Here is a 13,371-nt window from a genome sequence, read left to right as displayed (position 1 = left end):
ACTTACTGTGGTTTGTTTTCATGAAGGAGGGAAAGTCTATGTCACGTAAATGTGTCGTAACCGGCCGCGGACCAAGCTCCGGTAACAAACGCTCACACGCTTTGAACGCAACGAAGCGCCGCTGGGGTGCCAACGTACAGAAAGTACGGATCCTCGTTAACGGTAAACCAAAGCGCGTATACGTATCCGCTAAAGCGTTGAAATCCGGAAAAGTTCAGCGCGTATAATGAAATTGACAAAACCCGGGTCCGCCCGGGTTTTTGAAATCTCATGATGCGTGTACATACAAAAAAACGGTGCCTCCTGGGGCACCGTTTTTTCGTATGTCCGTTTATGTCCGATAAGAGAATGCGGGTTCAAAAAGGAGGGTTTTTGCCCAGCAGCAATCTTCCTCCGTCCTTCTTGAACAGTTCAGCCGTACACATTGACTATTCTTTCTTAAACGTTCCCAGCATTGCCCGGATAACCCCGCCTAAAAACTTGGGCAGTTTAATCGTATAGAATTTCATAGTTCCCCCTCCTTGATTGAGTTCCCGCCTTATCTGTTATCAGTGATAAATGAATGGAAAATGACGTGCTTCGTTATTACAAGTATATTCACAACCCAGAAAATAGTACCGGTTTTTTATCCGTCGCCTGTTTCAAGGAGCAGGAGAAGCCCCTCTCTGAAGGAGAGAAACCCCCGGGTTTCCAGCAGTTCATTGCTCACTCCCCTGCTCTCTCCTGCACTCAGCCCCATATCTGCTACATTATATTTAAAGCCAGTCAGCGTTATGCCCTTCACCTCCCGGGTAAAGGGGATGAGGGAGACGTACGGCATTTCTGTCGTGACCGTATAGCTTCCCGGCTCAAGAAGCCTTACACAGTTCTGACGGTCTGCAAGGATCAGGTTTCTTTTAACTTCCAGTCCTTTTAACATCAGCTGAACATTGGCAAGGAGGTGGTCAAGGCGCCCCCCTGTTGCCCCGTAGATCCATATATCCCCGTCCCCTTCTGCAGACGCCAGGGCGTTCAGGGCAAGTTCAAGATCGGTTTCGTCCTTCTCGCCGGGGTAGACAGCAAGCTCTGCCGCTGTTCTGTTTATCCATTCCCGTTCTTCAGGAGACACAGAATCGAAATCACCAAAGGCATAGGAGGGGGTGATACCGGCTTTCAGGAGGTGGAAGGTGCCCCTGTCAACGCCTGCCCATACTGCACCACGGTGTTTTTTCTTTAACCCGGTGAATGAAGGGAGGTAATCTTCGGGTCCGCCTGCAACGATAACAATATCCATTATTACTGAACCTCCATCCTTTTTTAAGTTATGAGACAAATAGATCCTCACTCGCCGGATTCCCGCCAAATAATAAAGACGAGGCTGGGACAGAAGTGTTTTTACAGAGGAAAATTCCGAACAATTAATATGCGATGCTGAAAATCAATCCTGAAATATACGCCGCTTTCCGCGGGAAGCGGCTGAGCATCCGCGCGCTTCGCTGCTTCAGGGGTCTCACCTGCGCTTTTCCTCCGGCAGGAGTCGGCGAATATTTCATTTGCTTGTCAGCTTTTTGTTCGGATTCTAATCTAAACACTTTCTTTATGTCCCAGCCTCGCCTTTTCCCGTTATCGGCCTCTGATCTGTTCAATCGCAGCCTTCCGGTCCTCCTGGTTATAAACAGCAGATCCGGCCACCAGCACATTCGCACCTGCTTCCACGCAGAGCCGTGCCGTTTCCGCGTTAACTCCACCGTCAATTTCAATTTCCATATCAGGACGCCCTGCCTGTTCGCAAAGCTTTTTTACCTGCCTGATCTTGGGTACAACCGAGTGAATGAACGACTGACCACCGAACCCCGGATTAACTGTCATCAGCAGGATCAGATCCACGTCTTCCACAATATGTTCGATCGCCTGAACAGGGGTGGCCGGATTCAGAACGACACCCGGTTTAACCCCGTGTTCCCGGATCATATGTACTGTACGGTGCAGGTGGGGACAGGCTTCAGCATGCACGGAGATAATATCCGCACCTGCTTCGGCAAACTGCGGTATATATTTGTCCGGATTTTCAATCATAAGATGAACATCCAGAGGAAGTTCCGTCACCGGACGCACAGCCTTTACAATTAATGGGCCAATTGTGATATTCGGAACAAAATGGCCGTCCATTACATCAATGTGAATGTAATCGGCGCCTCCCTGTTCAACATCTTTTACTTCATTCCCAAGTCTGGCAAAGTCAGCAGACAGGATGGATGGTGCAATTTTAGTCACAGTCAGTACCTCCGCTTCTGATTTTGAATCTCTTCTCTGAATTGTACGTAATGCTCATACCTGGAAGAGGCAATTTCCCCCTGATCCACTGCATCCTTAACTGCACACGATGGTTCGTTTACATGCGTACACTGGCGGAAACGGCATTCACTGGACAGCTGTTCCATTTCAGGGAAGCATACTGCCAGTGTTTCAGGAGTAATACCCTGAAAATCAAGTGAACTGAAGCCCGGCGTGTCGGCAACATACCCGTTTTCCACCGGGATCAGTTCAACATGGCGGGTCGTGTGTTTTCCGCGGCCGAGGTGTCTTGAAATTTCGGCGGTTTCGAGTTTCAGCTCAGGCTTAAGCGCATTCAGGAGAGATGATTTACCTACTCCCGATTGGCCGGCAAAAACAGAAACCCGTTCCTGAAGGTAAGGCCTCAGCATCTGAATTGTTTCATCCACATAAATAGATGTACTGAGGACACTGTAACCGATTTCCCTGTAAAGCTTCTCGACATCCTCCAGTGAAAACTCTGTCTCATCGTCCAGAAGATCAATCTTAGACAGGCAGATGAGCGGTTCAATTTCATTTGCCTCTGCATGAACCAGGAACTTGTCCAGCAGCTGCGGACTGAAATCCGGTTCCTGGGCGGAAAATACGAGTACTGCCTGTTCCACATTGGCAATAGGCGGACGAACTAGCTCATTATCCCGTTCATGGACGTCAAGAACATATCCGTCCGTCTTATTTTCCGCTTCAAACGTCACACGGTCCCCTACGAGAGGCGTGATCTTCCTTTTCCTGAAATTCCCGCGCCCCCTGCACTGGAAGACGCCTTCTTCATTTTCCACGTAATAAAAGCCACTCAGTGCCTTAATAATCCGGCCTTCTTTCATTGGTACCTCCCAGATTTTTGGGATCTACCCGTTATTCTGGGCATCCCTCACTTCTTTGTACGTGAACTCGATAGGACTCTTTTCAATCTCTACGTCATCCTGGTAAATATAAAAGTATGCCACCTCATCCTCCGACTCGAGAGTAACAGGGAGGGACACAGTCTCCGACTCCTCTATTGTAACGGTTTCATCAAACCTTGTCTCCGCATCGCCGCCTGTTGTTGAATCGATTAAATCTATACGGACGTTATAATCCTGAGGTTCATCCGCCTCATCATTACCCGGTGATTTCAATTCAATGGACATGGAAGCAGTCACTGCCGTGAAATCCTCTCCTTCGTATTCCCCGTTCCCGGTCTCCGCCCAGTCTTCCGGTTCATCCGACTCAGGTTCTGGCCCCCGCGAAAAGAAAACCGTTACTTCCGTGCCTTCTTCCAGTTCAGTTCCATAGCCCGGTTCATGACGAATGACTCTTCCGTCAGCTACAGTATCACTGTACTCCTCCTGAAATTCCGGGATCAGATAGTCGTGATCACTGATGTAATCGAGGACCTTTTCCATGGTGAGCCCAATAAGATTGTCCATTGTCTCTACCGGACGTTCACTGATTGTAAGGATCACATCGGTTTCAGAAGGAACGACATTCTCTCCGGGCAGCGGAAACTGACGGAGAACTGTTTCGTCATCTTCGTTTCTGTTGAGTTCTGTCTGAACTTCCACACTTCTGAAGTCACTCAGTTCTTCTTCCAGATTTGTGTAGGGCTGGCCTGTATAGTCATCCATCTCGACAGGTTCCCCGCCCTCACTGATTCTGAGGATCACAAGTGTGTCCACTTTTACCGTCCTGCCTGCTACAGGGTTGTGACTGACAACGGTGCCTTCTTCCGCCTCGTCATGGTAAACCGTATCATGCTGAACCCGGAGATCCAGGGATTCAAGCTCTTCCTCCGCCTCATCTGCCGGCATGCCGATCAGATAGTCGGGAATGGTTACTTCATCCACATGCAGCCATTTGGGTATCCACGTGAAAGCGAGATAAACAGCTCCCACAAGAAGAAGAGCCAGAAGTGACGTTACTGTAAGCCACCTCTTCCATTTCTTTTTCTTCACGGGTTGAGGTGCTTCGTCCTCTTTTCCATCAGATGCTGACACAAGCGGTGTACCGGCTATCATTGTTTCTTCGCCTGTTGTATTCCCGCTGCTTTCCCCGTCTGAAACAGGTCTGATTGCTTTTGTATGTTCATCCGGCAGATAACCGGGGATATATTTATCTTCATTTATTCGTGATGGACTCAGAACACCGGAAAGATCTTCCTCCATACTTCCTGCTGTCATATACCGGTCATCCGGATCTTTCGCTGTCGCTTTAATAATAACATTTTCCACACTCTGGGGAATGTAGGCAAAACGTTCCCTGATTGAGGGAAGCGGTGTCTGAATATGCTTAATCGCTATAGATACAGCAGTATCCCCGTTAAAAGGAACTTCCCCGGCAATCATCTCATAAAGGACAATCCCTAGTGAATAAATATCGGATTTATAAGTGACATGTCCTCCCCTCGCCTGTTCAGGAGAAAGGTAGTGTACAGAGCCGAGTATGGAATTGGTGTGGGTTATCGTTGCTTCACTGATTGCCCGTGCGATACCGAAATCCGTTATTTTTGCCTGCCCGTCTTCTCCGATTAAAATATTGTGGGGCTTAATATCCCTGTGAATAATATGATTGGCATGTGCATGGGCAATAGCAGAGGCCACTGCTCCCATTATGGAAACGGCCTCATCCACTTTCATTCCATCCTGTCTCTGGATATATTCCTTGAGGGTCTGGCCTTTTACATATTCCATTACGATGTAGTAAAGCCCGTTTTCCTCCCCCACATCGTATACATTAACGACGTTCGGATGAGCAAGGCTGGAAGCAGCCTCTGCTTCTCTGTGGAACCGGCGGATAAAATCATCATCCCTGGAAAACTGTTCTTTCAGTACTTTAACCGCCACATCCCTGTCCAGAATGATGTCATGGGCAAGATAGACGTCCGCCATTCCACCCCCGCCAATGCGGTCAAGAATTTTGTAACGCTCATTAATCCGGCTGCCGATCATTGGTCACCGCCGCCTTCTCGGCCCTTTCTCCGCCGGACTATGGCTATAGTCACATTATCCTCTCCGCCCCGGTCATTTGCCATTCGGATCAGGGAATCGGCAATACCCGAAAGATCGTTTTCCCGCTGCATTTCGAGTCCGATTTCATCGCCCTGTACTTTGTCGGTAAGGCCGTCGGTACAGAGAAGCAGACAGGACCCCGGCTCCCAGCCGATCGTCTCGGTGTCTACTTTTACATCCACTTCAGTTCCGAGAGCACGGAGTACGACATTCCTTCTCGGGTGATGCATGGCTTCATCTTCGGTAATTTGTCCGGAGCGGACCAGTTCGCCTACGAGGGAGTGATCCGTTGTAATCTGCCGGAAATTCCCGTCCTCATCCTCTTCCATGAGATAAATCCTTGAATCCCCTACATGTCCAGTAGTTACATACTGGTCAGAGCAGACCGCTGCAACAACAGTCGTACCCATACCCTGGCAGTCCGGGTTACCTGCAGCATGATGATAGAGTTCCCGGTTGATCTCACGAATCGTTTTCTCAAGCCACTGTTCTGTTTCCACAGGCGTTCGGAGCGGTTCGGATTCCCGCCACTTCTTCATGAGAAGTTCCTTTGTCATCCGGCTTGCAACGTCACCGGCCTGGTGGCCACCCATTCCGTCAGCTACGACGACGAGAAGCTGGCCCTCATTGTTGGAGGCATAGGCTCCATCGTCTTCGTTGTGGGCTCTTACCAGCCCGGTATCTGTTTTAAAAACAGCTTCCATCTTTCCAATCCCCTCTTTTCTTTCTCCTCCGTTCCTGATGGTATTTAATGTGGAACGGTTTTTCCTTTATCCCCGGTCACGTCCCGGTCAGGTGACTATACATTCGCTGGCCGATACTTATTTCCTTCCGGTTCTCTGAAATTATGTTTTATGGAAGCTCCGCTTTGCGCCGTCGGTCCGATGAGCTTCGACTGTATCAGAAGACCGTGGTACCGTATTGGCGTTCATGCGAAGTATGGATCTGATTTGAACGGCTGTTTTATGTCTGTACTCAGCTCTCTTTTTTCCTAAAGGAGTGTATATAAAATCCGTCTGTACCGTAATCATCCGGGAACAGTGCCAGTTCAGCACCGTCCTGACAGCGGTCACGCAGCTTTTCCGGAAGACGGTTCTTCATTTCAGCATCTTTCACGGCGTTATCAGTGTGGGCATAAAATTCGGATGATACACGGCTATTTTCCTCTTTATCCACCGTGCACGTACTGTAAACCAGGGTTCCTCCCGGTTTAAGCAGTGGCCACACGGATTTCAGGATGTCAAGCTGGATTTCTCCGAGACGGGAAATATCTTCTTCCTTTTTGGACCATTTCAAATCCGGCTTTCTTTTAATAACGCCAAGACCGGAGCATGGTGCATCCACAAGAATCTTATCGAATGTATCCTCCGCGAACACTCCCCCTGCTTTTCTCGCATCGAGGACACGGGGATGGATAATAGTCAGGCCCAGTCTGTTTTTCTGTTCTTCAATGAGCTGGACTTTATGCTGATGAATGTCGAGAGATTCGATTTTTCCCCGGTTGTTCATTGTTTCTGCTATGTGGGAGGATTTCCCGCCGGGAGCCGCACAGGCATCCAGTACTGTTTCCCCTTCGCCTGCCCCCAGGGCCCGGGCAACGAGCATGGAACTCTCATCCTGGATCGACACAGCACCATCCTGAAAAGCCCTGGATCGGGCGATGGCTCCCTGACTGACTGTGAGCGCTTCGGGTACCAGCCCGCCGGCTGAAACCTCCAGGCCTTCTTCCCGCATCATTTCTGCAGCATTTTCCACACTTGATTTTGTCAGGTTTACACGAGCTGTCTGCTCCGGGTGTTCAAGGTTGGCACGGCAGATCCTGGCCGCTTTTTCCTGACCGAACTGCTCTGCCCACCTGGCTACGAGCCATTCCGGGTGGCTGTATTCGACTGCAATGCGCTTAATCGGATCGCTGATATCATCAAAGGAAGGAAGTCCCTCCCTCTGAAGTGAGCGGAGCACACCATTCACCATACCGGCGATGCCTTTGTGTCCCCGTTTTTTTGCAATCTGGACGGCTTCGTGAAATGCCGCCCGTTCAGGAACACGGTCCAGGTAAACCGTCTGATAGACGGTCATTCTCAGCAGCAGGTGCACCCAGCCGTCCAGCTTCGCAAGCGGCTTTTTCACAAACGGGCTCAGAAAATAATCAATTGTTTTCTGGCGCTGGATGGTACCATAGACAATTTCGGTAAACAGACCGGCATCTTTTCCGGTAATGCGGTGACTGTTCATCGTCTGGTTGAGAAGAAGGTGGCTGTAAGCCTGGTTTTTTTCCACTTTAAGGAGCACATCGAGTGCCGCTTCACGTACATTACTTCTGCTCATCGGATTCTCCTGCCTTCATGCCTGCTTTTAGTCTGCTTCCTGCGCCCCGGAAAAAGGTGGCTGCATCCATCCGCTTTTTGCCTGCAGGCTGAAGGTCGGTGATTTTAACGGCCTTCCCGTCTCCTGCTGTAATCGTTAAGCCTGTTTCATCAGCTTCGGCGATCGTTCCCGGCTCCAGGTTATAGGAACCGTCTGCTTTTTCGGCCCACCAGACTTTCAGGCGCGCGCCATCCAGTGTGGTATAGGCAACCGGCCATGGGTGAAGTCCCCGGATCTGGTTGTACACACTGTCTGCCGGAAGGGACCAGTCAATTATTTCTTTATCCTTTGTAATATTGGGTGCATATGTAACCAGTGATTCGTCCTGTTTCTGCGGCTGAATCGTTCCTGCTTCGATGGAAGGCAGCGTATCTTTAAGAAGGTCGGCGCCAAGAACCGAAAGACGTTCGAAGAGACTGCCGGCTGAATCATCATCGTGAATCGGAATCACCTTCTGTGACAGTATATCCCCTGCATCGAGGGCTTCAACCATATACATAATCGTAATACCGGTTTCTTTTTCCCCGTCAATGACAGCCTGATGAATCGGCGCTCCTCCGCGGTATTTCGGAAGCAGGGAAGCGTGGACATTTACACACCCCAGTGGTGGTATATCCAGCAGTCCTTTAGGGAGAATCTGTCCAAAGGCTGCAGTTACAATAAGATCAGGCTGGAGTTCAGCCACTTTTTTCCACTCATCTTCATTCCGGATTTTTTCCGGCTGAATTACCGGAAGGCTGTACTTCAGGGCCTCTTCTTTTACTGGAGGAGGAGTGAGTGTTCTTTTTCTGCCTTTCGGACGGTCAGGCTGTGTCACAACTGCCCTGACGTCGTAATCTTCCTCCATGAGCATCCGAAGCACAGGCACGGCAAAGTCCGGTGTACCCATAAACACAATTTTCATAAAGATCGCTCCTTTAACCTACATGAGCATGTATGGATTTGTATCAATTGTTATCGCCAGATCTGTTCTCGTCATCTCTGTCTGGTACGTTTTCAGAATTTCCTTTAATGTACCGGTAAGTTTCGGTTCAATCTTATATTTTACCATGCACTGGTATCGATATCTATCTTTGATCCTCGGAACTGCTGATGCAGCAGGACCATGAACGACCGTGTTTTCGCCAAGGCTTCTCCTCAGGAACTCCCCTATTTTCGAGGAGACTGTAATAACCCGGTTCAGATCTTCCGAACTTACATTGACAATGGCCAGAAAGTAATAGGGCGGATAATCACTCTGTTTCCGCTCAAGCATTTCACGGCTGAAAAAGGAAAGATAGTCGTGGTTTTTCACGAGCTGAATACTGAAATGTTCCGGTGTGTAGCTCTGGACGATCACTTCCCCCGGCTTTTCATGCCGCCCTGCCCTTCCGCTCACCTGTGTCAGCAGCTGAAACGTTTTTTCCGAGGATCTGAAATCAGGGACATGAAGCATCGTATCCGCTGTCAGTACACCAACCAGTGTAATATTGGGGAAGTCCAGGCCTTTGGCAATCATCTGTGTTCCGAGGAGTATGTCCCCCTCCCCTTTTCCGAAAGCATCCAGAAGTTTCTCGTGACTTCCTTTTTTTCTGGTGGTGTCTACATCCATCCGGATCACCCGTGCCTCCGGGAGGGTTTTCTTCAGTTCCTCCTCAACCCGCTGGGTACCCGATCCGAAGAACCGGATATGATCACTTTCACATTCAGGACAGCGGTTTGGCCTTGTAATCTGGTAGCCGCAGTAGTGACACTGACAAGTCTGTGTGGAACGGTGATACGTAAGTGATATATCACAGTGCGGGCACTCGGCTACATATCCGCAGTCCCGGCACATAATAAAGGTGGAATATCCGCGGCGGTTCAGAAAGAGAACCATCTGCTCCTTTTTCCCGAGTCTCTCACGCATCGCATCGAGAAGTTTTCCCGAGAACATACTCCGGTTGCCGCTTCTGAGTTCCTCCCTCATATCCACGATCTCCACCCCGGGCAGTTTCACATCGTTGACCCGCCGGTCCATTTCCAGAAGACTGTATACTCCCTTTTTAGCTCTTGCAAAACTTTCAAGTGACGGCGTAGCGCTTCCAAGAACAACCGGACACTTATATGTGTTTCCTCTTTTTACAGCCACATCCCTCGCATGATATCGGGGCTCTTCTTCCTGTTTGTAGCTTGTTTCATGCTCCTCGTCAATAATAATCATGCCGAGGTTTTCAAACGGGGCAAAAATGGCTGACCTTGCACCGACCGCAACGGTCACTTCCCCGTCCCGTATTTTACGCCATTCATCGTACTTTTCGCCCTTGGAGAGGGCACTGTGGAGCACAGCCACATTCGAGCCGAAACGTTCCTTAAACCGGTGGACCATCTGAGGTGTCAGGCTGATCTCGGGGACAAGAACAATGGCCTCTTTCCCCTGTTTAAGGGCGTGATCGATGGCCTGGAGGTAAACCTCCGTCTTTCCGCTTCCGGTAATACCGTGGAGGAGAAATGTGCGGTGCTTTCCTTCGTCCAGAGTTTCGGTTATGGCAGCCAGGGACTTTTTCTGCTGTCCCATTAGAGAAAGAGGTTCGGTTTTTCTGAATGATCTGCCTTCGTAAGGGTCTCTGTACTCTTCAACCTTACGCTCTTCTGCCCACCCGTTTCTCACCACTGCTTTTACGGACTCCCGGGAAACGCCGGTATCACCGGTGATACGTGCGAGGGGTACAGGGCCTGTCTGATCTGTGAGATAACGAAGGACGAGGGCCTGCTTAGGTGCCCGACTCATCGCAGATTCTGCTTTTCCGAGCAGTTCCTCTCTGCCGAGAAGTGCTTCAATTACCGTTACTTTCTTTTTCGTTTCCCTTGATTTGACCACCGATTCAATATCCAGAACTCCCCGTTTTACTTCTTTCTGAACGAGGGGGAGAAGAGCATGCTCCTTCTTTTTGATCTCCTCCCACATGACAGCCGGCTCTTTCATGAAAAACGGCTGCAGTGCCCTGTCAAGTTCCTGTGCACTGCTGCGCAGGGTAACCCGTTTGTCGTAACTTGCCCGCATTGCTGCAGGAAGCATGGATTTAAGAGCCGTTATCTGAAGGCAGAGTGTTTCATCTGTAAGCCAGGCTGCCAAATTCAGAAGTTCTCCGGTAAGGGCTGGTTTTACATCCACAATGTCTTCGAGGGGTTTGAGTTTCTCTGTATCATAGTCGCTGTGCTGCTTGGCAGCGAGAACGAATCCCTGCACTTTTCTCGGACCAAAAGGCACAATGATCCGCATGCCCGGCTTTACCGTGTCTACGAAATGTTCCGGTACAAGGTATTCGAAGACCCGGTTGATCTGCTTACTTGCCACATCAACAATTACGCTCGCAATCATTGTTTTCTCCTGTTACCGAAAATTGAGATTGCTTTATTAAGGATCTCCTGTGCAGCATCAGCTTTTGAAAGAAGCGGGAGCTCTATTTCCTCTTCGCCTTTTTGAATAAGGGTCACTTTATTTGTATCCGACTGAAATCCCGAGCCCTCCTCCGTTATGGAGTTGGCTACGATCATATCAAGGTTTTTCTTTTCAAGTTTCCCCCTGGCATACCCGATTACATTTTCGGACTCTGCAGCAAAACCGACCAGAACCTGGTTCTCCTTTTCATCCCCAAGTGTCCGGAGAATATCCTTCGTTCTTTCCATTTCAATTGTCAGAGCTCCGTCTGTTTTCTTCACTTTTTGACTGAAAGTCTCAGCCGGGCGGTAATCAGCCACTGCTGCCGATTTAATCACGATGTCAGCACCTGAGTAGCGGGCCATGACGGCCGCGTACATTTCCTCGGCGGAGTCTACACGTATGACTTCAGCACCCGGTGGGTCATCAAGAGCGGAAGGCCCCGATATAAGGGTGACGGCAGCACCCCTTTTTGCGGCTTCCGCTGCTATGGCATACCCCATTTTTCCGGAGGAGCGGTTTGAAAAGTACCTGACAGGATCAATTGTTTCCCTCGTCGGACCCGCTGTTACCAGAAGACGGACTCCGTGCCATTCCGGGTGCGAGCGGCGGGAAAAGAACGCCTCCGCTTCGGCCATGATCGTCTCAGGTTCCTCCATCCTTCCTTTGCCCTCGTAGCCGCAGGCCAAAAAGCCTTCCCCCGGTTCAATAAAGGTGTAGCCGAACTCTTTTAACGTCTCCATGTTTTTCTGAACAGCAGGGTGTGCATACATATGTACGTTCATCGCAGGAGCCACCATGACATGAGCGGTGGATGCAAGAAGTGTGGTCGTTACCATATCATCAGCAATTCCGTTTGCCAGCTTGCCGATTACATTGGCTGTTGCCGGTGCAACAATAATAAGATCCGCCCAGTCCGCAACGTCAATGTGCGCAATCTTTGATGGATCTTTTTCATCAAATGTACTGGTGTATACGGGATTTCTTGATAATGCCTGAAACGTAAGGGGTGTAACAAACTCCCCCGCCGAATCGGTCATCATTACCTTCACTTCAAACCCGTTCTGTGACAGCCTGCTGGTCAGTGCTGCAGCTTTAAACATGGCAATGCCGCCTGTAACACAAAGCAGAACTCTTTTTTTACTGCTCATCCTCTTTCCCCCCTGATCACAAGTCTCTTCTTTCACTCTATCGGAATTTGCCGGATAAAACAAAGGGTTCCTGCAGCCGGCTGGTTTCCGGCCACGACCCCCGGGTCAAAGCTGTATTCCCCATCCTCATTTACAGAATTGCAGGCTGCTTTAACAAAATGAAAAGGGACGCCTCCGAAAAGCCGCTCTGGCTTTCGGAAAACGCCCCCCGATTATTCCTCACCCGGTTTAAGCTCTTCGCGTTCGAAGTGGATCTGCTCTGCATCAATTTCTTCGAGAGCTTTTCCTACAAGGTTGGGTGATTTTGAATGTTCAATTTTTAATTTGCCGTCAGGATTGTCACGCAGATGACGGGCACGTTTGGCTGAAACCGTGACCAGCGTGTACTTGGAGTTGATTTTTTTCATCAGGTTGTCGATTGAGGGATTCAGCATTTACTCGACCTCCGCTAATTCTTTGTATTTTTCAATCAGCCGTTCCCGGCGGCAGTGCTCGGCAGTTACTATGGATTTAATTCGTTCCACAGCTGCTTCCACTTCATCATTTTCAACAACGTAATCATACTTATTCATCATGTCAATCTCTTCTTTTGCCACAGTCATGCGGCTGTCAATCAGGTCCTTTGTTTCCGTGCCGCGTCCTTCAATACGGCTTCTGAGTTCCTTGAGGCTTGGCGGCATAAGGAAGATGAATACACCTTCCGAAAAGGATTCACGGACCTGGAGCGCTCCCTGAACTTCAATTTCAAGGATGACGTCCTGGCCTTTTGCAAGTGTCTCTTCCACGTACTCACGCGGCGTTCCGTAGTAGTTGTCCACATACTGGGCCCATTCAAGCAGCTGATTGTTTTTAATCATCCGCTTGAACTCCTCTTTTTCCTTGAAGAAATAGTTTACTCCGTCAGTTTCTCCTTCACGCGGTTTCCGTGTAGTCGCTGATACGGAATACTGGATATCTGTGTCATGATTTCTGAGTGCGGCGCAAACCGTACCTTTCCCGACTCCCGATGGTCCGGACAGAACAATCAGCAGTCCTCGGTCTTTTTTCATAGAATTCTTCACCTCCAGCTTTACATACTCCAGTGGGCCGGAACCTTCCAGGCTCCAAATACGAAGCCATCGGTAACAAAGCCGATGGCAGAAGAAAAACGTTC

The 13,371-nt window shown here is 49.6% G+C and carries 13 protein-coding genes; 1 reads left to right on the top strand and 12 read right to left on the bottom strand.

Annotated elements, in window-relative coordinates; genetic code table 11:
* Positions 1–38: 38 nt before the first annotated feature.
* Positions 39–227: a 50S ribosomal protein L28 gene (gene rpmB, locus FGB90_RS02355; RefSeq protein ID WP_138808965.1), complete on the top strand. Its 189-nt coding sequence runs from the start codon at positions 39–41 to the stop codon at positions 225–227.
* 201 nt (positions 228–428) lie between these two features.
* On the opposite strand, the gene spoVM is transcribed toward rpmB, so the two are convergent.
* The 12 genes from spoVM to gmk all read right to left on the bottom strand — a co-directional run bounded on the left by spoVM (position 429) and on the right by gmk (position 13,267).
* Positions 429–509 carry a stage V sporulation protein SpoVM gene (gene spoVM / locus FGB90_RS02350; protein WP_138809942.1) on the bottom strand — a complete coding sequence of 27 codons (81 nt, stop codon included), beginning with the start codon at positions 507–509 and terminating at the stop codon, positions 429–431.
* A 116-nt stretch (positions 510–625) separates the two neighbouring features.
* Positions 626–1,273, bottom strand: a complete 648-nt coding sequence (locus FGB90_RS02345; protein WP_138808964.1) for a thiamine diphosphokinase — start codon at positions 1,271–1,273, stop codon at positions 626–628.
* 329 nt (positions 1,274–1,602) lie between these two features.
* A complete protein-coding gene (gene rpe / locus FGB90_RS02340) occupies positions 1,603–2,253 on the bottom strand; it encodes a ribulose-phosphate 3-epimerase (RefSeq protein ID WP_138808963.1) in 651 nt (216 codons plus the stop codon).
* A gap of 2 nt (positions 2,254–2,255) precedes the next feature.
* The gene (gene rsgA, locus FGB90_RS02335) at positions 2,256–3,137 is read right to left on the bottom strand and encodes a ribosome small subunit-dependent GTPase A (protein WP_138808962.1); all 882 of its coding nucleotides are present in this window, start codon (positions 3,135–3,137) and stop codon (positions 2,256–2,258) included.
* A 24-nt stretch (positions 3,138–3,161) separates the two neighbouring features.
* Positions 3,162–5,240 carry a Stk1 family PASTA domain-containing Ser/Thr kinase gene (pknB, locus tag FGB90_RS02330; RefSeq protein ID WP_138808961.1) on the bottom strand — a complete coding sequence of 693 codons (2,079 nt, stop codon included), beginning with the start codon at positions 5,238–5,240 and terminating at the stop codon, positions 3,162–3,164.
* The gene (locus FGB90_RS02325; protein ID WP_138808960.1) at positions 5,237–6,004 is read right to left on the bottom strand and encodes a Stp1/IreP family PP2C-type Ser/Thr phosphatase; all 768 of its coding nucleotides are present in this window, start codon (positions 6,002–6,004) and stop codon (positions 5,237–5,239) included. Before FGB90_RS02325 ends, pknB begins: the two co-directional genes overlap by 4 nt.
* Before the next feature lie 271 nt (positions 6,005–6,275).
* On the bottom strand, positions 6,276–7,628 hold the full coding sequence (gene rsmB, locus FGB90_RS02320; RefSeq protein ID WP_138808959.1) for a 16S rRNA (cytosine(967)-C(5))-methyltransferase RsmB: 1,353 nt from the start codon (positions 7,626–7,628) through the stop codon (positions 6,276–6,278).
* Positions 7,615–8,571 (bottom strand): methionyl-tRNA formyltransferase, encoded by a 957-nt coding sequence (gene fmt, locus FGB90_RS02315; protein ID WP_138808958.1) that lies wholly within the window; start codon positions 8,569–8,571, stop codon positions 7,615–7,617. Before fmt ends, rsmB begins: the two co-directional genes overlap by 14 nt.
* Before the next feature lie 18 nt (positions 8,572–8,589).
* Positions 8,590–11,007, bottom strand: a complete 2,418-nt coding sequence (gene priA, locus FGB90_RS02310) for a primosomal protein N' (protein ID WP_138808957.1) — start codon at positions 11,005–11,007, stop codon at positions 8,590–8,592.
* Positions 11,004–12,218: a bifunctional phosphopantothenoylcysteine decarboxylase/phosphopantothenate--cysteine ligase CoaBC gene (gene coaBC, locus FGB90_RS02305; protein ID WP_138808956.1), complete on the bottom strand. Its 1,215-nt coding sequence runs from the start codon at positions 12,216–12,218 to the stop codon at positions 11,004–11,006. Before coaBC ends, priA begins: the two co-directional genes overlap by 4 nt.
* A gap of 212 nt (positions 12,219–12,430) precedes the next feature.
* A complete protein-coding gene (gene rpoZ, locus FGB90_RS02300; protein ID WP_138808955.1) occupies positions 12,431–12,652 on the bottom strand; it encodes a DNA-directed RNA polymerase subunit omega in 222 nt (73 codons plus the stop codon).
* A complete protein-coding gene (gene gmk / locus FGB90_RS02295; protein ID WP_138808954.1) occupies positions 12,653–13,267 on the bottom strand; it encodes a guanylate kinase in 615 nt (204 codons plus the stop codon).
* Positions 13,268–13,371 lie beyond the last annotated feature (104 nt).

The organism is Alteribacter natronophilus (assembly GCF_006007885.1).
GTDB classification, from domain to species: domain Bacteria; phylum Bacillota; class Bacilli; order Bacillales; family Salisediminibacteriaceae; genus Alteribacter; species Alteribacter natronophilus.
The sequence above is the reverse complement of the archived record's forward strand: the minus strand, read 5'-3'. Positions and strand labels throughout refer to the sequence as shown.